Source organism: Ruminococcus gauvreauii (assembly GCF_025151995.1).
Classification (GTDB): Bacteria; Bacillota; Clostridia; order Lachnospirales; family Lachnospiraceae; genus Ruminococcus_G; species Ruminococcus_G gauvreauii.
On sequence record NZ_CP102290.1, the window covers coordinates 1,586,550 to 1,609,821 of the forward strand.

General features: G+C 46.0%; 19 protein-coding genes. 2 read left to right on the forward strand and 17 right to left on the reverse strand.

From position 1 onward, the window contains the following. The first annotated feature begins 2 nt into the window (after positions 1 to 2). Positions 3 to 1,415: an FAD-binding oxidoreductase gene (locus NQ502_RS07735; protein ID WP_028527607.1), complete on the forward strand. Its 1,413-nt coding sequence runs from the start codon at positions 3 to 5 to the stop codon at positions 1,413 to 1,415. A gap of 49 nt (positions 1,416 to 1,464) precedes the next feature. Then, positions 1,465 to 2,622 (forward strand): YkvI family membrane protein, encoded by a 1,158-nt coding sequence (locus NQ502_RS07740; RefSeq protein WP_028527608.1) that lies wholly within the window; start codon positions 1,465 to 1,467, stop codon positions 2,620 to 2,622. Positions 2,623 to 2,678: 56 nt separating this feature from the next. Here the strand turns inward: NQ502_RS07740 and NQ502_RS07745 are convergent, their stop codons facing one another. The 17 genes from NQ502_RS07745 to NQ502_RS07825 all read right to left on the reverse strand — a co-directional run bounded on the left by NQ502_RS07745 (position 2,679) and on the right by NQ502_RS07825 (position 23,095). Continuing rightward, on the reverse strand, positions 2,679 to 3,143 hold the full coding sequence (locus NQ502_RS07745; RefSeq protein WP_242830218.1) for an NUDIX hydrolase: 465 nt from the start codon (positions 3,141 to 3,143) through the stop codon (positions 2,679 to 2,681). Then, positions 3,133 to 4,854, reverse strand: a complete 1,722-nt coding sequence (locus NQ502_RS07750) for a plasmid pRiA4b ORF-3 family protein (RefSeq protein ID WP_028527610.1) — start codon at positions 4,852 to 4,854, stop codon at positions 3,133 to 3,135. Before NQ502_RS07750 ends, NQ502_RS07745 begins: the two co-directional genes overlap by 11 nt. Positions 4,855 to 5,049: 195 nt before the next feature. Next, on the reverse strand, positions 5,050 to 5,241 hold the full coding sequence (locus NQ502_RS07755; RefSeq protein ID WP_028527611.1) for a hypothetical protein: 192 nt from the start codon (positions 5,239 to 5,241) through the stop codon (positions 5,050 to 5,052). A gap of 30 nt (positions 5,242 to 5,271) precedes the next feature. Then, complete coding sequence (locus NQ502_RS07760; RefSeq protein WP_049898039.1) at positions 5,272 to 5,883, reverse strand: TasA family protein; 612 nt, start codon at positions 5,881 to 5,883, stop codon at positions 5,272 to 5,274. Positions 5,884 to 5,941: 58 nt separating this feature from the next. Continuing rightward, on the reverse strand, positions 5,942 to 6,697 hold the full coding sequence (locus tag NQ502_RS07765) for a SipW-dependent-type signal peptide-containing protein (RefSeq protein WP_028527612.1): 756 nt from the start codon (positions 6,695 to 6,697) through the stop codon (positions 5,942 to 5,944). Between the two features lie 27 nt (positions 6,698 to 6,724). Continuing rightward, entirely contained in the window at positions 6,725 to 7,474 is a 750-nt protein-coding gene (locus NQ502_RS07770) for a SipW-dependent-type signal peptide-containing protein (RefSeq protein WP_028527613.1), read from the reverse strand. A gap of 109 nt (positions 7,475 to 7,583) precedes the next feature. Then, entirely contained in the window at positions 7,584 to 8,291 is a 708-nt protein-coding gene (locus NQ502_RS07775; protein ID WP_028527614.1) for a SipW-dependent-type signal peptide-containing protein, read from the reverse strand. Positions 8,292 to 8,413: 122 nt separating this feature from the next. Continuing rightward, the gene (locus tag NQ502_RS07780) at positions 8,414 to 9,037 is read right to left on the reverse strand and encodes a hypothetical protein (RefSeq protein ID WP_028527615.1); all 624 of its coding nucleotides are present in this window, start codon (positions 9,035 to 9,037) and stop codon (positions 8,414 to 8,416) included. After that, positions 9,034 to 9,537, reverse strand: coding sequence for a signal peptidase I (locus tag NQ502_RS07785; RefSeq protein ID WP_028527616.1), 504 nt, complete (start codon positions 9,535 to 9,537; stop codon positions 9,034 to 9,036). Before NQ502_RS07785 ends, NQ502_RS07780 begins: the two co-directional genes overlap by 4 nt. Positions 9,538 to 9,670: 133 nt before the next feature. Beyond that, complete coding sequence (locus NQ502_RS07790; protein WP_028527617.1) at positions 9,671 to 16,054, reverse strand: SpaA isopeptide-forming pilin-related protein; 6,384 nt, start codon at positions 16,052 to 16,054, stop codon at positions 9,671 to 9,673. A gap of 167 nt (positions 16,055 to 16,221) precedes the next feature. After that, positions 16,222 to 16,650, reverse strand: coding sequence for a hypothetical protein (locus NQ502_RS07795; RefSeq protein WP_028527618.1), 429 nt, complete (start codon positions 16,648 to 16,650; stop codon positions 16,222 to 16,224). A gap of 15 nt (positions 16,651 to 16,665) precedes the next feature. Next, positions 16,666 to 17,871: a BTAD domain-containing putative transcriptional regulator gene (locus NQ502_RS07800; RefSeq protein ID WP_044982981.1), complete on the reverse strand. Its 1,206-nt coding sequence runs from the start codon at positions 17,869 to 17,871 to the stop codon at positions 16,666 to 16,668. 124 nt (positions 17,872 to 17,995) lie between these two features. Continuing rightward, a complete protein-coding gene (locus NQ502_RS07805; protein ID WP_028527620.1) occupies positions 17,996 to 19,021 on the reverse strand; it encodes a MucBP domain-containing protein in 1,026 nt (341 codons plus the stop codon). 2 nt (positions 19,022 to 19,023) lie between these two features. Next, positions 19,024 to 19,758 (reverse strand): hypothetical protein, encoded by a 735-nt coding sequence (locus tag NQ502_RS07810; RefSeq protein WP_028527621.1) that lies wholly within the window; start codon positions 19,756 to 19,758, stop codon positions 19,024 to 19,026. A gap of 12 nt (positions 19,759 to 19,770) precedes the next feature. Then, entirely contained in the window at positions 19,771 to 20,439 is a 669-nt protein-coding gene (locus NQ502_RS07815) for a hypothetical protein (protein ID WP_028527622.1), read from the reverse strand. 289 nt (positions 20,440 to 20,728) lie between these two features. After that, entirely contained in the window at positions 20,729 to 21,721 is a 993-nt protein-coding gene (locus NQ502_RS07820; RefSeq protein ID WP_028527623.1) for a uroporphyrinogen decarboxylase family protein, read from the reverse strand. An 18-nt stretch (positions 21,722 to 21,739) separates the two neighbouring features. Beyond that, the gene (locus NQ502_RS07825) at positions 21,740 to 23,095 is read right to left on the reverse strand and encodes an MFS transporter (protein WP_028527624.1); all 1,356 of its coding nucleotides are present in this window, start codon (positions 23,093 to 23,095) and stop codon (positions 21,740 to 21,742) included. Between the last annotated feature and the right edge of the window lie 177 nt (positions 23,096 to 23,272).

Sequence of the window (23,272 nt, forward strand, 5' to 3'; positions counted from 1 at the left end):
CCATGCCGTATCCCTATCACAAAATAACCGAAGAAGACATGGCACATCTGATCCGTGCGGTGTCGCGCGACCGTGTCTGCATCGGAGATGAAATCCCCACAGAATACTACCATGACGAAATGCCGGAGTACGGATGCTACCAGCCGGATATCTACATTGAAGCCATCTCAAAAGAAGAAATATCAGCCGTAATGGCGTATGCCTATGAACACAACATTCCGGTGACCGCAAGGGGCGCCGGAACCGGTCTGGCGGGTGGTGCAACCTGCAGATACGGCGGCATCATGCTCTCGCTGATGCGCATGAATCACATCGAAGATGCAGACACACAAAACCTGACGATCACCGCCGAATCCGGCGCTCTGCTCACCGATGTTGCCGATAAGGCAGCAGCGGCCGGCCTTTTCTATCCTCCGGATCCGGGAGAGCGTACAGCTTCAATCGGCGGTACCGTCATCACCAATGCCGGCGGCATGAGGGCCGTGCGCTACGGCGTCACCCGGGATTATGTGCGCTGTGTCGAGGCAGTACTTCCGGACGGCTCCATCGTAGAGTTTTCATCGAATGTGGCGAAGAATACAACCGGATATGATATCAAAGATCTGATCATCGGCTCTGAAGGGACGCTGTGCATTGTGACAAAGGTAACGCTTCGCCTGATACCGGCACCAAACTCCACACGCACGCTTGTCATGACATTTTCGTCCATCAAACCGTGTATCGAAACCGTCCCGAAACTTCTGCAGACGCCCTACGTCCCCACCGCCATCGAATTTCTGGAACGGGAGCTGACGGACATCGTGGACAGGCGCCTGAACAAACCGTTCCCGGTACAGGAGGGTTCTGACTTCCTGATCGTGATGTACGACGGCTCTTCCGTCGATGAGGTTGACGCCGCCTGTGAAATGGCGTGTGAGATCGCGATGGAAATGAATGCCATCGACGTCAAGATCTGCGATTCACCGGAGCGCATCGGCTCCGTATGGTCTGCCCGTGCCGCTATCCTTGAGGGGATGAAGGCCGACAGCGACGCTCAGGAGGAGTGTGACGTGGTCGTGCCGCGTGCGCGTATCGCGGACTTCGTCAGGGCAGCGCAGGACATCGGCAGGAAATACAAGATCCGGGTCATCGTCTGCGGCCATGCCGGTGACGGCAACATCCACACTGAAATGCTGCGCAACAATCTCTCGGATGAGGAGTGGAAATCCAATACCAGGTCCTGCCTGAAAGAGCTGTATGCCAAGAGTAAGGAGCTCGGAGGACAGCTGTCGGGAGAACACGGGATCGGCAGCGGACGCCTGGAATTTCTCGAAGACTTTGTCGGCAGCCGGATGTATCAGCTGTACCAGTCCGTCAAACTGGCATTCGACGACAGGCTGATACTGAATCCAGGCAAGATCATTGAATACAAATAATAAGATACGGGGCTGCCATCGCGCAGCTTCCCAAGAGGGAGGACACCTTATGATAAGCAAAGACAGGATGCCGCTTGCTGTCGGCATCGCATTCGTAGCATTTACCACACAGTTCGGCGGCGGTTTCGCCTCCGGTGCACAGCTTTACCAGTATTTTATCAATTACGGTCTCTGGGGCGTCTTCATGCCGATTCTCGCACAGCTTCTGCTGTCGCTGTTTTTCTGGTATGGGCTTCGCTACGCGTTCCGTAACCGTACCTATGACTACCGCAGCTTTTCCAACCATTTCTACGGAAAACTGAGTCCGGTATTCTCTAACCTGTACGAAATCGTCTATCTGATGCTGATCTTTCTGGCTCCTGCTGTGGCATTCGCTACCGGAGGCTCAACACTCAACACACTGACCGGCATCCCCTATTGGCTCTGTACACTGGTGATCGGAATTTTTATTTTTCTCGTCGCCATGTTCGGTACCGCTATCGTCAGAAAATGTGCTTCCACACTTTCAGTCATCATCATTATCGGACTTCTCGTGGTGCTTGTCCCGAATATCATCGCACAGTGGGACAGTATCTGTGACGCATTCGGTCAGCTGGCCTCGGGACTCGTCCCTGTCGCGTCCAAAGAAAGCGGCAGCTTCGGCAGCGCTCTGTGGAGCGCCGTCGTGTATGCACTGTTCCAGCTGGCATCCATCGGGCTGATGTACCAGCACGTGGAACCCCTATCCGAGGAGAAGCAGGTGACGCGTTCCATGATCTATATGTTCGTGGTCAATACCGCGACTATCATGCTCTCGATCGTCGGAATGCTTGCAATCGCATTTAACGACGGGCTTGCGGAAGCCTCCGTACCGATGCTTCTTTTCGTGAACAGCGGCGTGGGCGCCAAAGTACTGACTCCGATCATCTCCATCCTGATCATTCTGGGTTCGGTATCCACCGGTGTCAACATGATCGCCGGCATCGTGACACGTGTGGTCAGACAGCTGGAGAAAAACGAGTCCAGGGATACGGCTCGCACCAGACGCATGAAGCGCAGCACGCTTGCATCTCTGCTGTTCACACTGCTCGCATTCGCGATCGCACAGTTCGGCCTGCTGCCGCTCGTAAAGGTGGGGTATTCCTATCTCGGATACGCAACCCTGATAGCAGTCGGCATACCGTTTATCATACACTTTATTTTACAGTTTGTCAGAAAGAAAGCCTGATAAAAAACATAGCGGAGGGAAATCATCACATCCCTTCCGCCATGTTTCATTTCACATCAGTCGCTGTACACAACCGCGTTTCTGTCTTCCATTCCCACGCCAAACCGCCTGACCTGTTCCAGCATATGGCCGATATTCCCCTCGCCGGCAAATTTATCTTCGTCAAAAAAATCCTCATCCAGTTCCATCCACACGAGAGGATGCTTTTCACTTCGGACATCCACATTTTCTTTCAGGATGCCCACATATACCTCCACATAATTCAGTTGATTGTAGTATGTGAAATCCATCATATGAAACAGCTCCGTCTGTTCCCGCTCAATTCCCGTCTCTTCCCGCAGTTCTCGGTAAGCTGCACAAAAGCCATCCTCCCCGGTTTCTATCTTACCTCCTACAAGGTTATAAAGCCCCCTGTAAGGATCTTCCGTCCTTTTGCACATCAGAAGTTTTGTACGCTCTGCATTGAAAATCATAATACAGTTGTACCCCTGCATACTGCCAAGACAATTATCAGTTGTCATGCCGATCTCCTTTCCAGTCCCTGAAATCCACAATCTTGCCCCCGGATGAATTCTTCATCTCTCTGCTCCTGCCTTTTAACAGTTCACCCGGTTTAGCCCCTCTGTTCACAATCATTCTGGTGTCATTCCATAACAGCATCAGAACATCTGCAAGTTCCTGTAATTCCTCATTGCTCTCAATCTCAACCCCATGTTCCTCAATAAAATCAAAGATCTCCCGTACACTGCAGCCTGAGCAGATCTCCCACTGCACCCTCGCTCCGATAAACTCCGCATCGATGCCCGGAAGTTCCTTTTCACTCACCAGATATTCTGCAAATTTGCGTATTCCATCACCCTGCGGCAGATAGCCATGCACCACGATATCGAATATCTCTTCCCTGCTGGGAATATAGTATTCTTTTCCATCCTGTATCTCCCACAGCTTTTTATATGTGGCATCCGTATACAAAGGCATCTGAATATAGAGCCCGCCTGACAGTACAAAATTTTTGTAACCCTTCGGCAGCTGTTCACAGGCATCTATTATATCCTGCTCAGAAATCCGGTCGCCGCAGTTCTGGTTATAGATCCTCACAATAGCGCCCAGCTCCGCTACGCCGTACAGATAGCCGGCAGCCTCCAGACAGTCATACAGGAAACTTCTGCGGGAACGCCCTTTTAAGGCTCCTTCATCTTTCAGAATGCGGTAAGCTGCCGCCGCATCATCCGGCACCATCACGTAGTCACCTTCCAGAATGCCGCAGTATCCGGCACACTGCAGACGTTCGAATACATCCGGATCCTCCGCCTCGTATGGACCCTTTGCTGCAATCGCCTCCTCATACTCCGATATCTCATCGTCACGTAGACACAGAAAAAAACGGCGCATCACCTCTGGTTTGAGAATATGGGAAACCGTGCAGGCAATCAGGTCATCCCGGCCTTTCGGCAGATCTTCCCCCATCCCATGTATCCGTGCGATATCCAGAATATCACGCGTCTGATAGCATTCGAATATATCCGCAAGGGATTCCTCCTGATGATTCCAGTCCGGTTTGCGGAGACTGGCGGCCTCTGGATTCCGTGTCACCATCAATCCGGTCTCTCCCTCAGCCATCGCCTCGTATATCTCCTCCTGGAGTCTGTTTTCTCCCTCTCCATAGACAACATGGAAGTTAGCCTTGAACTCTTTGTTGACGGCGTCCATATCATATTCTTCATACCCCTGCTCCAGGGCCCACTCCCGCGTCTCATCATGATGCGGATGATGCGGGTCGCTCATAATTTCAAGATAATCGTAATAACCGTTCAGGCCGCCGCTGTCTTCGATCGGGCAGTTGCCCTTGTATTTCAGTACACACGGAGCACTCTTCTCATAGTCCGGAAGCACTGCCTCCACTGTAATCTTATGCCTCCAGTCGTCCCCAAAATCATAATAATAGGTAAACCAGTCCTCCTGCTCAATCAATGTATCTATATACGTCTTTGAAGCATCCAGACAATACTCGTCATTCCACAGCATAAATTCCGTAAACTCTTCGTCGCCCTCCTGAATCATGGCAAAGGAACTTCGCATTTCAAAACGAAACAGATGATATCCAGACCATCCCATTGTCTGATTCAAGATAATGCTGAACTGAGAAAATGTAATTCCCGCCGGCACAACGACTCTCCGCCAGATGGGCGGCTTCGAATTCTTAATTGCAACCTTTAACTGATATGCTTTCATGGGCATCTCCCCCTCTTCTTCTGGAACGGCGGTTTCTATTTTTTATTGTAACTGCTCAGGACGACGCGGCTTTCTGCACCAATTTCCCCGTCGCCCTGAACTGTTACCTTTTATTATAAGCTATCCGCGTATAAGAATAAAGAACATTAGAAAAAGAACCGAAAGTTTTTCGACTTTCGGTTCTTTTTTATAGGATTATTCGTCTTCTTTATCGGTACCCACAGCGGAATCCAACAGCCGCAGCAGCTCCAGTGCGCTTCGAAACGGTATGGTTTTGTTCTCTTCAATCCACTGCACCGTTCCCTGCCACGTATGATTTTGCGTGCTCTTAATCTTTATCAGAAAAGACTGGCCTTTAAATTCGGTCATGTGTACTTTTTCGCTCATAGTTTTGGACTCCTATAAATTTACTGATGATCAGCCATTATACTTCTCAATCGTAACAGTGCCCCAGCTGTCGATATTGCCGTTGGCATCTGTGCCCGGTGTAAAGTTGTCAGCCTGAATCAGCTCTACAACTACGTTAATGTTGAATGTCTTTTCTGCCATATTATTGCCCCATGTATTAGGGATCACTACATAATCAAACAATTTGTAAGAACCACCAGCAGATAATATATCCTGTACGTAGAAATATCCGCCTGCAGTTAAATTAACTTCTTCTGTCGTTTCATTTCCGTCACTATCTGTTCCTGTTATTTTCAAGAATTTAAGTTCTTCAAACTGTGACTCTGTAAGATCTCCGGAATAGGTTACTAAAAATCTGGCATACGCATCTTCAGAATCAGAAGCCAACGTAAGTGTTGGATCTTTCACAATCTTATCACCCGGTACTACATTTCCGATTTCACTCTCCGGATTATTATCATCCCATAATGGCTCATCCAGCTCACCATCAACTTTACCGAGTGTGATAACGTTCGTTGCATCATCCGAATCAGTAAAATAAGCCAGTGTTCCGCCGATCAGTAATGTAGCAATCAGCGCAAGTGAGGTTACAAGCAGCGCTATTTTTTTCTTCTTACTCATATTTGTCTCCTTTTCTTCTGTCAGGCGCCTTTGCAAGGCGCCTGAGAGTTATCATATTTTAGTTAAAAATGCTTGGGAATGCTGTCTGCATTGCTTGCTGGCAGGTTGTAAATTCAGAAGATCCCTGTACAAGATAACCGGTGATGACGATCTGGAAATCCTGCATCTTGTAATCTTTGTATGTGTACTTTGTAACGTTTCCGTCTTCATCTTTTACTTCGTATTTTGTAATGTCAAACTGTGTAATTGCTCCGGTATCAATCGCAGATTCGATCTGATCCGGTGTCAGTGCCAGCTGATCGATTTCTACTGCATCAAAGATTCTGGTAGTTTCACCGCCGTTCGGTGCAACTTTTTCCTTTGTGTAGTAAGCAATCGTATTATCTTTTGCCATCGTCCAATCAGTGGTATTAAATCCATCACCATAAATTGGTTTGTTCTCATTATCCTCACCAGTAATAATTTTCACGTTAATAAATTTATCTAACTCAGCGTATGTAGTGTCAACCCACTCTCCCGTTTCATTCTTAACCTGATACTGGATCGTCGCCGCTGCAAATACCGGGTCTGTGCTTTCATCAGAAAGGTTTCTGATCAACGGGTCTTTTGCAATCACTTTACCTGGTGTGAAATTCTGAGCTTCTTTTTCATCCCATTTCGGCTCATCTGTTTCACCGGTGATGCCCTTACCCATTGTGAAAGTGTTAGTTTCTGTATTTGTAATGTGCGTCAGATATGCTAACGTTCCGCCGATGCCCACAACCGCTACCAGTGACAGAGCAATCAGGGTATTTCTTAATTTTTTGTTTGCCATAATTTAATCTCCTTTATGATTGATTGCTTACTGGAAAGTAACGCCCAAAGCAGTATTTGCAAGTTTCGTAAGTTCGGTTTTCGCAAGATCATAATTCACATCAGACGCCTGAACCGCGTAACCCTTTACTTCAATTGTATATGTCGGAAGTCCTGCAACTGCGTCCTTAGGATCCATCGGATTTCCTTTTTCATCGTAATACTGGGTTTCATCAACTAAGGTGGTGCTGTCTTTTACATCGATCAAGTTACCCTCTCCGTCCATTGTGTAAACAATTTTACCTTCTGTGCCGTATTTCCATACTTTCTGAATACCTGCATTTACTTTTACAGATGAGAAGATTGCACTGGTACTCTTGCCTGGCGCCAATGTGGTTTTAAATGCATATAATTCCTGACCATCAGCTGCTGTACCGATTTTTTCCCAACCTGTTGTATCCAGTCCCTGAAGCTCTGCATACTGTTTAAATTCTTCATAAGTTATGCTGTCTGCACCATTTGTATAGTCAAGTGATACTGCAACCCAGATAGACTCATTAGAAGTACTGGTGTTTGACATTGTCGGTGCTTTCGTAATTACCTGACCCGGTGTATAGCTGCCAGCCACTTCAGGATCAAACTCCTCAGTCAACTCCGTCGTAATGGATTTCGAACTCGTAAATACGTTCGTTTCCGTCTCCGTCACGCTTGACAGATAAGCCAGTGTTCCCCCAACTGCCAGAACAGCCGTAAGTGCCATTGCACCGATTGTTGTAGCGATTCTTTTTTTGTTTGCCATAGTATCTCTCCTCCATTTGATTATAAATTTAAAAGTCATTGCGTCTTATATTTTCTGTCCGTTTTGCATGTATCTTAAAAAAGCTTCCTTTTTTAATTCATTTTTAGCTTTAACCGTTGATAAAGTTTAACAACATGTCATCTGCATCCGCCGCATCCACATTTGTAGACTGAATTGCATAAGCAGTAACTTTGATATTGAATTTCGGTAACAGTCCGTCCTCATCCGCTTCCAGATCCAGGCTTAATGGAACCTCTCCAAATAATGCCGGGGTTGTAATTCCGTTAACAGCCAGTTCTGCAGCTCCCTCACCGCTGCCATACATATAGATCTGATCCATTCCTGTACCATCATCAATCTTTATCCATGCAGTCTTATCAAATACAATTCCTGTTTCCTTCAGATAAGCAGTTTTGAATTCATCATATGTTACCTGTGTTTCAGTACTTCCATCCACTTTAAAATACTGGACCTTCAGAGCTGTATAAATCGGTTCGTCTTTACTTGTGTTTTTAACCTGCGGGTCCTTCGGAATATCTGTTCCCGGTGTATACCTCTGCGCCAGATTAAAGCCCAAATCCATGTTATCTTTATCGGCCTCATCCACTCCTGCTCCGTACTGAAAGCCTTCTTCTCCAAATTCATATCCATCCCAGTCAGGTTCTCTCAGCTCCAGATTAATACTTTTATCAGAAGCAAACACGTTAGTCGCCGTCTCTGTAACCTGGTGCAGGTAAGCCAGTGTACCACCGATTCCCAAAGCAGCTACAACCGCAAGCGCCGTGATAACTTTTGCTTTTCTATTTTTATCAACCATATTTCCCCTTCCTTTCCATGTTTTTCCGAATCATCAATGCTATAAGTATATTATGAATGATGCAAGTCACAACTCAGTCACATCAACAGGTATTCCCGATTTTTTCTGATTTATTTCTTCCGCTATACTAATGCCTCTAAACCATTGAAATTAGATAATCCCCATGCACTTAAAGAATCTTTTTGATTTGCCGCAATGCCTTCTGTGAGAACCTGCAGTTCAAATGTAGTGCCTTCCGGTACCTCTCCGGTATAAGTCACAGATGTAATGAGCATACCGGACACATCATCCGGAGCCAGCGCCCTGGTATAGTAATAGTAAGTTTCTCCGCCCGCAGTTTCTTCCTTTTTCCAGTTACCGTCATCACCGTATGTGTATGAAACTTTACTCATATCAGCCGGAACTGTCTCGCCTGCTTCATTTCTGAAAATCGGAACCAGCCTGACCCTTACAAACGTATCAGTTGTCGGATATTCCGCACTGTCGATATTTTTAATGCTGACTTCTTTTCCGACCGGCTGGTCCTTTACAATCGAATCGTAAATATTGGTGTTATCACCGTCTTCCAGAGGTGTATCTTTGCCATTCTCTATGACTCCGATATTGACAGCTGCTCCGGCGAAATCATTCTGAACCGGATCCGTTTTCTTCTGCAGCATCGCAATTGTTGTTCCGACTATGGCAATCACCAGCAGGCCTAAAACCCCGGCGATTACAATTTTACCTTTCTTACTCATTTGCCTCATTTTGCACCTCCGTCTTCTTTTTCATCCTTGCCCATCAGCATATCCGGCAGGAATGTCAGAATCAACACCACCAGAATTGCCGTTATCATGATGATCATCCCGGTTCTTGTAGCGGCATATACAGCAACATACCCTAAAAGCGGAATACTGAATGCCGGTCTTCCAACCACTTCCGAATATGCGACTGCCCCGCCGTCCACATTTTCATTGGCATCACCCTTGGTTTGAAATGTCTGATTCTCCTCGTCTTTTTCTACCACACGGTGAGTGACCATGGTCCCCTCACCTATCGTATATGTCATCGGATCACCCACCTCAATATCCGCGGGATCCACGTCCTGTACGTAGATCAGGCTCCCCACATGGTATGTCGGCTCCATACTGCCGCTCAGTACCGCCAGCGGCTGAAGGCCAAATACCCTTGGCAGAAACAACGCCGCCACTAACGCAATCAACGCCACAAGTAAAATGGTTGTAACTGCTTTATATATCTTTTTCATCACTCTGCCCTTCCATTTCCGTGCAAACTTTTTATCTTATATTGATACTATATCAATCGCAAGTCACACTCCGGTCACAATGTTTTGATTTATATAAGAAAAGATGCAGTTTTCACTGCATCTTTTCCAAAAATTACTGATTAAATTTGTTTACCGCTGCAGCCGTGTCACTGAGCCATTTCCACTCTCTGTCAACGTTGTTCGTAAACTCCGTTGACGCTACAAGAACGTTTGCATGCTTCTCATTTTCTTCAGTATTTCCAACTCCGTAGAAACTCAGCTTATCATTAGAAGATTCTAACTTCTTTCCGATATAAAGATCTACACATTCGTCCGTGTTTTCTTCGAAATTGTCCACCTGGGAAACCAGATCATACTTGGCTGACCACTCGGTCTCTTCCGTCACTGTGTAATACCCTTTGGACAATCCGGAAATTGTCTTTGTCTTCTCGGTACCGCTCTCGTTTGCATTGAAGTTGATCACTTCATAGAATGTGTTTACCAGGTCGCCCCTGCTGCCGTCTGCATTCACCGCATATTTCTGAATTTTGAAAACAAAACTCTGATTTGCGTTGATCGGTTTAATATGTGTGTACTGCTCATCAATCTTTTTGGTAATCGTCAGCTGACCGTCCACCACATAGACCGTATAAACGCCATACTCTTTGTCTTTATAGTTCTTCGTATCGCTGTTCACAGCTGTGACAATATGGTCATCACCTCCGGCAATGTTGCCATCAGTACGTCCTGTACTCTCCTCTGTCGGTGCTCCGGCATCGTAGGTGACCTTCAGATAGAATTTCTGCGTGTCCGTCGGAGCAATCCGAGCCATGTCTTCCAGCGTAACCGGCTGGCTGCATGCTTCATCTTTATACCACTCTTTTACAAAGTCAGACGCCTTCAGCTCACCGCCGTCTCTTCCTATCGTGTAGCCGCTGTCAAACAGCCGCTTAAGAATGGCCTCATCTGTCGGAACCGTGTCTCCCAGGAAAATGGTTGTTTCAGCATTGTTGATTTTAAGTTCTGCTTTTACATTGACCGTCGGCTGTTCAAAATATACCGTACCAATTTCGCTGTCAATCCTGGAATCAGAACCGTTAGTAGTCACGTCATTCCCGCCAATATACCCATCCTTTGCCCGGATAACGATCGGAGTCTCTCCGCTCTTCCAACCCGGTTCTTCTCCCTTAGCCGCCTGAATTGCCGCATTCGGCCAGGTAAGCGTTGTTGATCCGTCTGCATTATGTGTCACTGTCACTCCTGCTGCTGTGAGTCTTGCTTCTTCTCCCTCAGCAAGTTCAAAACGTTTATCGATGGTATCCACAATATCCGCTGTTATCGTCTTGCCAAGGCTTGATCCAATACTTTCAAACAGGTTTTCCAGAGATTCCACACTGTCTGCCGTCATATAATAGTCAGAACTGCTCGCTACACCCGTCATGTAATCATCAATCTGCTTTATGCTGCCGCTGCTGATTTGACCGGATGTATTAGCCGAGTCAAATATTCCCAGTGAATAAATTGTAGCATTATGAGTTGTCTTGATCGCGCGAGCATTTGCAACAGCACCGCTTGCCACGTCATTATTAAAAGTATTGCCCGTAGTAGGAACACCATCTGTTAGGAAAATCACAAGATTCTTTCTTCCCTCTACCTGGTCAACCGTCTCCCGGTTTTTCGTACCATCATAAATGGCCTTTGCATTTCCCATTCCTGCGGACGCATTGGTGGCTCCACTCTTAGGCACATTGTTCACCCAGCTGTTTAATGTAGTATACGAAGAATCGTTGCCAACTCTGAGCAGCTCATTTCCGTCGCTTCTCTTTGTTGTCGCACTTCCTGCAAAATATACCACTCCCATCCGGCTGTCCGGACTGCTTTCCCTGACCATATCGAGGAACAGTGTTGCTGCATTTTCTAATGCATCATTTTTTTTATCACCGCCGTAGCTGCGGCTATACAACTGTGCATTCGTCACATAAATATTTCGCTCGGATGCAGTATCATAATAGTAATACTGGTTTCTGTTTTTATCCCGGGATGCCTGTTGATAGATACCGCTGGTCGTTTTCACATAATAGCTTCCACTGGTGGGAGTACCGCTTCCCGAATATGGGGTAAATGTATAAAAGTTATTGTCCATACTTCCTGATGCATCCAGAACCAACACGATATCGTACGGTGTTGTTTTCACCTGTTCTGTTATCTTCGAAGTTGCGGATAATGTAATTCCATACGTTCTTTCATTCCAGTCCAGAAGTTCTACCTGTTTATCATAATCCAGATTCTTTTCCAGATATTCATCTTCTGTAAAGTTATGGATTTGATAAAACTCCTCTCCCGAAACATCCAGCTTTCCAACTTCATTGCCTTCGGCATCTTTCAGATAAACACTGCCTGTTCCATCATCTTCAACCGCAATTGTTACTGTCCATACACTGTCTGGCGTAACATAGCCATCCGGAGACTGAGTCTCAGTCAACGTATATGTCCCGGTAGAAACGCCAGAGAACGTCACCATACCATTTCTACCTGAAGTTTCTGTCCCGATCACAGTATTGCTGCTGTTCGTCAGTGTAAAGGTCGCTCCCGGGAGAATGTTATCCCCACTGTCCGTTTTTACAAAAGAAAGATCAACGGAGGAAGTTTTATTGGTTACCACTGCTTTTGCATTTTTATTAATATTAATTACGCCTGATGCATATCCATCATATCCATTTTGGCTGGAAATTGAGTCTGCCGTATAAGAGACACTGTTGACTACTGTGAATTCCGGCGCCAGATAATTATCCGGGTCCAGATTGATCTCCTCCACCTTGAATGAAGTTCCCGATGGAATTCCACGAGTGGTTTCACCTCCGGCGCTGACTGCTGCATTACCAATAATTACTGCAATCTGGCCGGACTTCAGGCTGATCCTTCCATTATTTGTTGTGAGAGACTCTCCTGCAAGCGCCGCATCATAAGTCGCACCTACTTTGTAAGTTCCTCTGTACAGCTCACCGCCAAGAGTAACCCGCATCGTATAAGTATCGTCTGTAACACCGCCAGCCACAGTCTTTTGAATTAAAAGATGTTTCATATTCGTGGCTGCACATCTGTTCTTGAAGTTTACGATTGTGTCTGTTCCGATTGTAAGCTCTTCACTTCTAATTGTAGTCTGATCCTCTCCGACTACACTGTCGCCATCCTGGTTTACAATTCCGGCAGATTCAATCACAACTTCATCATAAGCTTCGCTGCTGAGACCGACTTCTTCCACATAATACTTCTGGCCTTGCGTCATTCCGCTAAACTGGGCCTGTTCACCATGTCTCAGTTTAAATGTTCCGTCGCCGTCAACTGTTTTTATTTCTGTTGTGTCATCAGCTTTTCGCAGAGTATACTCGGTTCCCGGCATTACTGCCTCAAAACTGCCGTTTCCGGCTTCTGTCTCTGCATACAGTTTAAATGCAAATTCCACATCACTGTAGGCACCATCGTCATAGTTAGATATCTCTTTGCTGACAGTAACCGAATCTGTGGGAAGCGGTCTCATATTGAAACTGATCTTACAGTTTGCAGCTCCGCCTCCTCGTTCCAGATAGAAAAATTCCATACTGTGAGAACTGAAGTTCTTAAAAGAAGTATAGCTTCCGTCTCTGTCCTTGTTAAAGATGCCATCCAGATATTCCGTCACTTTGGCCTGATTTGCTCTTGGATTTGCTTCCCTGTAGGCAGCTTCATAACGCGCTGCAATTGTCGTATCGTCAATACCTTCCGCTTTAACAACACCAGTCTTAAAGTTGATGCTTCCTTCTTTTTTGTCATGGATACCGCCGAGGTCAAGCACCTTGATGCCGTCAATAAATACCCATACATCATCATCACCCCTGAAATCAAATACCATGTCTTCGCCATTGATTTCACCATTCTTAGGCTGATAGAAGTTCATACCGATGTTCATGCCGAACCAGTAGTCAGTCGCCGCCCTGCCTCCATCCACTGACGATAATGTATTGTCGCGTGCGGTAGCCGGCAGACTATTAAACGGTAAAAAGTTCCCGTAATTAAATGAGCTCTGAAGCGGTGACAGTCTTGCATTGTAAACATCTAGCCAGTTATTTTCTTGATTCAGCTGTGCGTGGTGATTACTGCTGTCGTAGTAATAATAACCATTCTCATCCTTTTGGAACAGACCGCTTAAACCATTATAAGCTGTAACCGCCGTGCCCGATTCAAACAGATACTCCAGGGAATCCCCGCTCGTCAACAGCGGATATCCGTTCTCACTCAAATTATTCTTCAAATATTCCTGATGCACACGCTGGTTGCTGGTATGTGTATAGGTGGCAGTCCCTGCATTATTAGGTCCATCTACACCGCCAACATTGTTATGGAAATAAAACCCGTCAGCAGCAACAGATGGGCTGTTGATTGCACTGCTGTAGTTATACAGTCCCATGCTGATTCCGTCTGCTCTTCCGTCTACGGTATCAATTTTAGATACATTTGCTTCCTTCGATTTGAGGTTTATCTGAATTCCCCGAACATCAGAAAGATTGATTGTATCGTTAGGATTCTGATTGGCGTATGTTCCACGACCCACTCCACTCAAATCCTTTTTACTGTTTAACTGAATGCTTTCCAGAGAGTATCCGGCTGAAGGATTTACATAAAATGCAACATCTGAGTCTTGAAACCGCCTGGTATAATACCCTTTATTCGTATCATCGACAAAAACATAAAATCTGATTTCTGTTCCTCCGGAATTGACATCATCTTTAGAACCAAAGATCTGAACTCTCTGATTGCTCTCGGAAAATTTAATAATTTCTTCTGAACAGTATTCCTTAACCGCCCCTTCTGCCCGATATTCGAAATACAGATTATCATTACTGCCGAAACGAGTCCAGCTGCTATAATTGCTGGTCTTATAATAAAATCCTTTGTTTTTGCCGCTGCTCTTATAATACAGCTTTACTACTTCCGATTTACTTGAACTGGAAGCGCTGGATGCTTTGTAAGCCCTTAGGAAAGTGTATCCGTCAATTTCATTTGCCAGGGAGCTTATGTTAGTACCATCATCAGAATCGTTCGTTACCGAAAGGCTTCCAAGAGAAATGTTTTCGCCTATCGTATTGCCCTCTTCATCCACACAGTATACATATTTTGTATTGCTGCTCCATTTAATCACAAAGTACGAGAAACTGTCTGTTGCGAATTCCGTTTTGCTAACCTCTGCATTACCGACTGTTTCAACAACTGCATTGTCCAGCTTCTGCACTTCGATTTCATTCGTGTCAGCACTTTCTTTCAGGTGGTAAACCTCGATATCATCTGCTGAAGCATCGTCTGGAAGTTCTGTTACCTCACCATCTGTGGTTTCCGGTTTCGCTGTCTCATTAAACTGAAGGGAAACATTGACTTCTCCAGTCGGCTCTACTTCCACACCGTCTTTTTCAAAGCGAATGTCATATGTAACAAAGCCTGCAAGTTCTTTGTCTTCCTCCGTCTGGTCTGCCATCATGCTCTCGACTGCTGCAAGTTCATTCTCATCGACTACTTTCGTGGCTTTCAGCTCAACACCCCTCGGCAAAATTCCGGGCTGAGATAATGTTGCTGTTACTGTAACTTCCTGATTGTCATCCGTACATGTAAATTCCGTTGTCTGATCCTGCCCGGTCCATGCGATCACAAAATCAGAAAGATTATAGGCATTAAATCCATATTCACTTACTGAACCCTTTGTATTATCCGCAAAGTTAAACGCTGTAAGATGCTCTTCTCTGTCATCCAGTACGGTAATCATGTTTCCGGCCTCATCCTGTGCCGTTGTGTACTGGAGCATTTTCACATTCATTGCTCTCAACTTGGATTCACCTTTGAAAGCCTCCGGAAGAGCAGCCTCTTTGTAAGTCATCAGCATATTGACTTCGCCCTGCGGCTGATAAACTTCCCCATTACTGATCAGTTCCGCATGATATGCATAAAACCCGTCTACCGGATTACCATCTTCATCTTTTACATCCTTCAGAAGGTTAACAATATCATCATACTTGGCTTTCAATGCTCTAACTTCATCAGACGTATTTTCATCGATCACATAATCGTCAATCGGCGTTACCTGAAGCTGCACTCCCTCAGGAAGAGCGTCTTCCTGTGCCAGCTGAAGCTGTACGGACATAACATCATTTTCAAATGTATAATTCGTCTGACCTGTAACAGGACCCTCTGTCTCCTCAACACTTTCCAGGACCTGAGGCTCCTCCGCAGAATAGGGAGACTCGTCATTATCTACTATCGCCGTATCCGCTCCCTGAATTACCGTTTCTTCTTCAGCAGATGGCACCGCTGCCGGTTCCTCTGCAGGTGCTTCCACAGGTTCTTCTACAGCTTCCTCCGTAATTTCTTCGGGAATAGTCTCAACATCCGCCGCTTCTTCTGCACTTCCGAATACATCGAGCGGTATAGCGGAAAGTACCATCAGCAAACTTAAGATCAAGGCCATCCATCTCTTACTTGTTTTCCATTTCATTGGTAATCCTCCTTCAACTTCTGCTATCTATGATCTCCAGGACGACATAAGCATCCTATACACTCAGTTTATGTTTATACTATAGCAAGCCCAAGTCACAGAGCGGTCACAATATCCTGAATTCTCAAATAAAAAAACAGAAGCTCATAAAAAAAGCTCCTGTTATCTTAAGATCTGTATTTTTCCATGCAGGAAATGATCTGAAGAATATCTTCAAAATTTCCGATCATATTTCCCTTCTTGTCTTTTAAGATTCCCTGCCACGTCGCATGCCTTCTGCTGACGATCAGGATATCAAATGTTCCAATTTTCCCCTGTTGTCCGATAATATCTTCTGTCTCTCTTAAAACCGGCGGTTTCATCACAAAAGAGGAACGTTGGCTTTCACCGTCAAACATTCTTTTGTTCTGGTAAGACTGCGGGTACCCTTTTTCATCGAAAAGCTTATCCGCCTGCGCAATCATCTCCATAAAGTCCTCAAACTCTATCACTTCGCTCTGCAGAGGAGAATATGCACGCCCTCCCATCTTCACATCATCGTATCGGTCAATGCATACACGCAGAGAATTCAACATATAGTCCTGCCTCGGCTCCACTCGTCATTCTCCTCTCTAAACCGTCATACCTGCCATTCCAATTTCACTTAAACTGTAGTGAACGCTGTAACGGCTCCACTTTTGGGTATCAAAAAACCTGGTCAGCAGGCGTTCGATCACCATTTTTCCAGTCTCATAGGTACAGGTCGGAAGCAGAATCACATACTGTGCCCCGCTGTATTTCGATGCAACATCCCCTGCACGAAGGCACCTGAGCGTAACTCCAAGATGTTCCATCCCTTTTTTTAAAGAAAGCAGATATTCCTCACTTCCGGGCTCCAGTTTCCCCGGCGGTTCCAGCGTGACAAGCGCCACATAGACAGACATGCCAAAACGCTGTGCCTGCCGTGCCTGAAGCCGGTAAATCTCACGGAAAATACCATATTCGCAGACAAAAACTCCCTCCGGCCTGCTTGCCTCCAAAAGGTCCTGCTGTATGGTTCCGAGATCAAGCTCCTGCTCATTTGTCTCCTTCAGAAGTCTTTCATACGCCTCCTGCAGTTTTCTGGATGGTCTCACACCCAGATTCTCATACAGAATATCCACAGCCTTGGAATAGTGTTCCAGGGCAAGTTTGTTCTTACCCTGCGCCTCCAGTGACTGGATCATCAGATAATGAAGCTCTTCGTCAAGAGAATCCAAAGAAATAGCCCTTTTACAGGCCGCTTCCATCTCTTCATACTGTTTGTTTTTATAATGAATCTCAGCAACGATTTTTACCAGGCTCAGATAATGGGAATGATAGTATGTCGATAACGATATTGTCCAGTGTTCCAAAGACATTTTGGGAAGAAGTGTGCCTTTATACATCTGCACTGCATTTTGGTAACATTCCATCTGTTCCTCGCCGGATGCCATCTTTCCCTTTGTATACCAGGAGTCAAATTCTTCACAGTCGAGCCAGATCGGTATATCCGGGTTCCAGTAGTATGTTCCTCTTCCTGTTAGAATGTAATCCTCCTCGCCAAGGTTCTTCTTCAGGGTGTTGCGCAGCCGGTACATCAGATTTTTCAATGCACCGGCGCGGTTGTCACTCTCATCATCGTCCCAGAGCGCATCACCCAATTCCTGTATCGTTATGTTCTTTTTATGATTCAACAGTATGTACGTTAATAATTTTGTAATCTGATCCGAACGTATAATATCATCATCCAGAACCCCTTTCGGACCAGTCATCTGGAATCCGCCAAACATCGTAACCTGAATCGTTGTTTTTCCCATTTCAGTAAGACCCCTTATTTACTGCTTCATCAACATACTCTCTCTATAATAATATATAATAACCAGCGCAAGGATGCAAGCAGTAATTCCAGGCAGGCTGCAGTACAATAAGCGTCATGAATTTCTAAAACAATTTATTCTTTTTCTTCAGATATATCAATGCTGCCGCTCCGATCAGACATACAATTCCGGCTCCGCCCAGTCCATATACCACAGGTGAAATTCTGCTGTCGTCCTCCGAAGGCTTATCCGCAAGAGGAACCTCTTCATCCTGAATCGTTGTCGTGTCATCGCCGCCTTCATCAGCTCCCTGCGGATTTTCTGCTAATGGTACATCTTCATCCGGAATCGTCGTTGTGCCTTCATCCGTGCCAGTTCCTTCATTTGTTGTCCCGGCTGTATCTGTGGTTCCGGTTGTATCAGTAGTTCCGGTTCCTGCTGTGTCTGTTGTTCCCGTTGTGCCGGTGGTTCCGGTTCCTGCCGTACCAGTAGTTCCTGTTGTGGCGGTCGCTCCCGGTACTGTTACTGTTGTTGTACCGCCCGGCACTGTCACAGTTGTCGTTATTCCCGGAATCGTAACGGTATTTGTTATATCTTCTGCCGTAGAGGTGTACAGGAAGATAATTTCCTGTCCGTCTTCTGTAACAGTCACTCTTGCGCTCGGAGCACTCTGCAGCGCATATCCTTCTACTTCTCTCGCATATAAAGGAATCTCGGTTCCTGCATTCGTTATTCCAACTATCGGCGAGGAAACATCATTTCCTTCATCATCCATGTAACGCACCGTGTACTCAATACCGTCGGCTATTCTTCTATATTTTGCTACGTATGTCGTTTTCTCTGTTACCGGTGTGTTAAGATCAATTTCCCATCCCGAAAATATGTATCCTTCATCTACTGCAATATCCAGAGAAGCAGCTCGTGCACCAACTTTACTGCCCGGATCATTCAAGCCCAGTTCGTAAACAACTTTATCGCCCTCCGCTGATACCAGGCCATCCGTTTCTGCACCTGCTGTATTGAACGTACCATGTGACCCTGCCCTGAACACCACTTCGTAGGATGCGGCAGCTTCCACACTCGCCAGACACATCATAAACATCAGGCAGAGGCTGATCGACGCGGCAATGATTTTTTTCATTTTTTTCATCTCTATTCCTCCTTACTGCCTTTCCGTTTCCGATAGACAACCAGTCCGATGATAACTGCTGCTCCCAGCACCAGGATACCCGCATATAAGCCAAGTGTCGTTGTATCTCCCGTCTTGACTTTTGATGCAATGTTGGAGACTACACGCTGAACAGTAGTCGCTCCCTTTTTGTAAACTGTTTTATCTTCCCCTTTTTTTGTTTCGGTTGTCGTCGTGCCTTCATTTTCCGGCGGATTATCTACCGCAAAAATGAATTGAATATCTGTCTGCTGATTTTCATACCCCACATCGCTTGGAAGTGTCTCATCGACCTCAAGTGTCATCTCTACATTTGCCGATTCTCCTTTAGAGAGATCAGCCAGCATCAGGCTGTCTTCCATCGCACCGCTACTCAGTTCCCTGAGTCCCTGAATCGTACCGCTGTAAAGTTCTGTCCCGTCACGCGAGATGGTAATGATGAATACCGCATCGGCATCGCCCAGCTCGTCGGTAGCTGTTGTCTTCATGAAGAACCGCATCCTCTCACTGTCATTGTTCGTGAGCGTGATTTTCTGAGTTCTTACCTCACCTGGAGCAATATCTTTAAAATTCTCGAAGATACTGCTGTTTCCATCAACAAATATAAATTTTTCAGCATCTCCTTCATAGCTTACGTTAAAGTCTTCTGCGAAAACAATTGTATTCATAGACAGCAGCAGGGTCAGCATTGTAAGAATTGCTGTTATTTTCTTTCTCATAATTAACCTCCTCTACTCCTCTTCTATCGATACGATCGTTCCGCTTGACGCATCAATGTCTACACCAAGACCCCACTCAGACATAATCGCGTCCGCCGCTTTCTCTGTATCAACCGCCCCGCTCTCCAGCTTAGGAACCTGAACTTCTTCAGTATCCACATCAATACGTACTTTTTTCCCTGCATAAGTGTCCTGTTCGCTATTAGAAATATTTGCGATCGTATATGCATCCATTAACTCTGTAGTTTCTTCGTGCGCATCTACCGGAGTTCTATAATAGAAGTAAACATCTTCCCCATTATCATCCGCCTGTATGATCCAGTCGCTGCCTGTTCCTGATTTAATTTCCTGTCCGTCCTTCTTCAGCATAATGTATGAAACATCGCCGTCAGGCATCTTTTCTTCCCCATTATACCAGCTTTTATTTATCCGCACCCTCAGATATGAAATATAATCTCCCGTATTCGTTACGGTAACCGGGTAAGCGAATTCGTCGCCGGGCATAGCTTTCTTGACATGCTCTTCTGCATTAAGCTCGATGCCCATATCGTTCGTATTCATCCTGGTAACGGCTGTTGTTGAATATCTCGGGGCTGCTACGATCCCTGCTGTCGCCATTCCTGCGATGAGGACTGCAGCTCCGACTACTGCAATTTTCTTCGGATTCATTTTCTTCTTCATATATCTATATTCCTCTCTCCTTATTCAGATTCGGCCAGGGTCACTGTACACTAAGTTTACTATATACTTGAATTATAATCATGCGACGTCACAAGTCAGTCACACAAACGCTTTTTTCCTGAAAATATTGTGTGATTTCTATAAAAAACAAGCTGAAAACAAATAGACCCCGAAGAAAATGCTTCGGGGTCTGGAGGGTATTGTTCCGGACGGACGGAATACTAATACTCGTCTTCCGGAACCGCACAGGAGCACTCCTGTGCAAAAAATGCATGCTGCATGGCAAGCCTTAGATATGATAATGTTCCTTGTTATACTGTGCAATCTCATCACGGATTGTTTCTATCACTCCCGGATAGATGCTTCCCGGTCCGCCGTATGTCAGGCAGGGGATAAAGGAACCACCGGGTGCATACGTGTCGCAGGCGCGGCGCACTTCGCGGCGCACGCTCTCTTCTGTCCAGTCTGAACGGTCAATCTCTGCATTGATGCCGCCCATCAGAATCATGGAGCCATCCAGCTCTTTCTGGAGGACACACAGATCATTATCCGGGATCACTCCCTGCCAGATCTGAACACCGATTTCAGCCATATCTTTTACGATATTTGCGCAGTAGCAGTCAGCATGATGAATCACCGTCACTCCCTGCTCCCGCAGATAACCGTACAGTTTGCGGTAGCGCTCTTTGAAGAATTCGCACCAGGTATCATAGTTGACAAACAGACTGTGTTTTGTTCCCCAGTCGTCATGATGGATGATCACTTCCGGCTTCATATTTTCGATCAGCAGTCTCACATACGTCATACGCACTTCCAGAAGTGCATCAAGAAGATCATGCATAGCCTCCGGCTCTTCCAGAAGATTGATCAGGGTATCTTCGAACCCCATAAGGAAATGAAGTCGTTCAAAGAGACCTGTCGCCATAATGCTGGTCACCAGCTTTTCATTTCGGTCAACCTGTGCCACCATTTCCGCGTTCAGTGTCCAGTCCAGATCCATCGCCGCATAGTCTGGCAGTTTCAATTCGTTTCTCCAGTTCGTGATGTCTTTGATCACTTTATTTTCTTCCGTCACATGCGGCATCCCGCCCGGCTGATTTTCCGGCCAGATGATTGTCGTACCGTAGATGTCTTTGATTTCCTGCCCCTGGATTCGGATACCGCGGTCCAGATCCGTAATCGGATCATTTCGGATCACCGCAAATGCCTCATAGTCATTGACCAGCCGGTCAGGATTATCTTTATTGACAGTACGGATGAAGTTTTCTTTTGGTGTATACATAAACAACGCCTCCTAACTCTATGCTCTGCGTTTCGCGATTTCCTGTTCCATCTTTTCGATATCGCTGTCCTTGATCCTGTAAAGCAGGAACATCACAACGGATGCGATCGAAAATACTGCCGGAATGATGAGAAATACCATTTTGATTCCGCCCTGAGCGGAAGCTGTGACAGCCGCATCCGGATCATAGGCAATCGCCGCAAGTGCCGCGGAGATAACGATTCCACGCAGTGCAATCGCAATCTTAATCGCAAGCGATGAACATGCCATAATAATGCCTTTCGTGTCCTTTCCGGTCCGGTATTCGCTGTCTGTACCGCACATGGAGTACATACTCGTGGTAAGTCCATAGGCAACACCGAAAATCGTCTGCGCTACGAACAGAATGACAAATACAAGCGCCTGTGAACTCGGCAGGAAGTACAGCAGTACCAGAAAGACTGCAAGACCGCCGGTCCCAAGGATAGATGCCTTTTTGGTGCCCAGTTTTGCCACGATTTGTTTTGACATCAGGGAACCCACAAGAGTACCTGCATTGAAGATTACCAGGATAATCGAGGTCGCCGATGGATTCTCCAGTACAATCTTCGTATAATATGCTGCACATGCCGCGATCATATAGAAACCGATCAGACGCAGTGCATCTGCCAGCAGCAGAATCAATAGCTGAGGATTTGTGACGATCGCTTTTAACATATCCAGCAAGGTAACACTTTTTTTACTGACACCGGCATATTCTTCCGGACGGTCATAACCTTTTGTGATCTGATAATGTACAAAATATGTAACCAGAAATACCAGTGATGCAATCGCTGCCGTAATGGTGTAGCCCCAGCTCTCGCCCGCTCCCATGAACAGTCCGAGAAATGCTGTAGTCAGCACCGGAACCAGATAAGAAGCGATAATCTTACCGCCGCTTGAACCTGCTGCAATTCTACCGGAAAGGAATGCACGTTCTTTCGCATCGTCAGAAAGACTTCCGATCATCGCACGGTTCGCAGTCCATGCGATATTCCATACGCCGTGACTCACAATATAGCCGATACTGCATATAATAGCCGCCGATAAATTCGTTCCTATCTTAGTAAACATTAAAATGAAGAAAATAACTACAACCGGAGGGCAGTAGATCAGCCACGGCCTGTATTTACCATTTTTAAATGTTGTCTTGTCGATGATTGCACCGGCGAGCACCGCCGTCACCGCATCCGCAATTCCCGAAAATCCGGTGATCACAGCTACCATCGCAAGCGGAAGCCTTGCGACATCCGTCAGGAACAGGATGAAAAAGGATGTCTCCATCGTTGCCATGAAGGAGAAACCAAGTTCACTGGTTCCCCAGAACCTTTTGATACTCGTATTGATTTTTTTCAAGTTTACACCCCCTGTTTCTTGCATACAGATACGACTTCATGTTACACTTTGACATAGCACATTGTCGCAACTGTACAATTAAGTTTAACGTTCAAGAGTCCTCTCTTTTACAAGGATATACGGATTCCCTTCATTTTTCAACGGCGCAAACTATCATAATTGCACTTTCATTTTTAT

What these genes read in the sequence shown, in the direction of transcription:
- NQ502_RS07775 (WP_028527614.1), bottom strand. Translation starts at nt 8,291, where the DNA reads ATGGTTGATAAAAATAGAAAAGCAAAAGTTATCACGGCGCTTGCGGTT.
- NQ502_RS07760 (WP_049898039.1), bottom strand. Translation starts at nt 5,883, where the DNA reads ATGAGTAAGAAGAAAAAAATAGCGCTGCTTGTAACCTCACTTGCGCTG.
- NQ502_RS07750 (WP_028527610.1), bottom strand. Translation starts at nt 4,854, where the DNA reads ATGAAAGCATATCAGTTAAAGGTTGCAATTAAGAATTCGAAGCCGCCC.
- NQ502_RS07820 (WP_028527623.1), bottom strand. Translation starts at nt 21,721, where the DNA reads ATGTATACACCAAAAGAAAACTTCATCCGTACTGTCAATAAAGATAAT.
- NQ502_RS07755 (WP_028527611.1), bottom strand. Translation starts at nt 5,241, where the DNA reads ATGAGCGAAAAAGTACACATGACCGAATTTAAAGGCCAGTCTTTTCTG.
- NQ502_RS07785 (WP_028527616.1), bottom strand. Translation starts at nt 9,537, where the DNA reads ATGAAAAAGATATATAAAGCAGTTACAACCATTTTACTTGTGGCGTTG.
- NQ502_RS07810 (WP_028527621.1), bottom strand. Translation starts at nt 19,758, where the DNA reads ATGAGAAAGAAAATAACAGCAATTCTTACAATGCTGACCCTGCTGCTG.
- NQ502_RS07805 (WP_028527620.1), bottom strand. Translation starts at nt 19,021, where the DNA reads ATGAAAAAAATGAAAAAAATCATTGCCGCGTCGATCAGCCTCTGCCTG.
- NQ502_RS07815 (WP_028527622.1), bottom strand. Translation starts at nt 20,439, where the DNA reads ATGAAGAAGAAAATGAATCCGAAGAAAATTGCAGTAGTCGGAGCTGCA.
- NQ502_RS07770 (WP_028527613.1), bottom strand. Translation starts at nt 7,474, where the DNA reads ATGGCAAACAAAAAAAGAATCGCTACAACAATCGGTGCAATGGCACTT.
- NQ502_RS07780 (WP_028527615.1), bottom strand. Translation starts at nt 9,037, where the DNA reads ATGAGGCAAATGAGTAAGAAAGGTAAAATTGTAATCGCCGGGGTTTTA.
- NQ502_RS07735 (WP_028527607.1), top strand. Translation starts at nt 3, where the DNA reads ATGCCGTATCCCTATCACAAAATAACCGAAGAAGACATGGCACATCTG.
- NQ502_RS07765 (WP_028527612.1), bottom strand. Translation starts at nt 6,697, where the DNA reads ATGGCAAACAAAAAATTAAGAAATACCCTGATTGCTCTGTCACTGGTA.
- NQ502_RS07745 (WP_242830218.1), bottom strand. Translation starts at nt 3,143, where the DNA reads ATGACAACTGATAATTGTCTTGGCAGTATGCAGGGGTACAACTGTATT.
- NQ502_RS07790 (WP_028527617.1), bottom strand. Translation starts at nt 16,054, where the DNA reads ATGAAATGGAAAACAAGTAAGAGATGGATGGCCTTGATCTTAAGTTTG.
- NQ502_RS07740 (WP_028527608.1), top strand. Translation starts at nt 1,465, where the DNA reads ATGATAAGCAAAGACAGGATGCCGCTTGCTGTCGGCATCGCATTCGTA.
- NQ502_RS07800 (WP_044982981.1), bottom strand. Translation starts at nt 17,871, where the DNA reads ATGGGAAAAACAACGATTCAGGTTACGATGTTTGGCGGATTCCAGATG.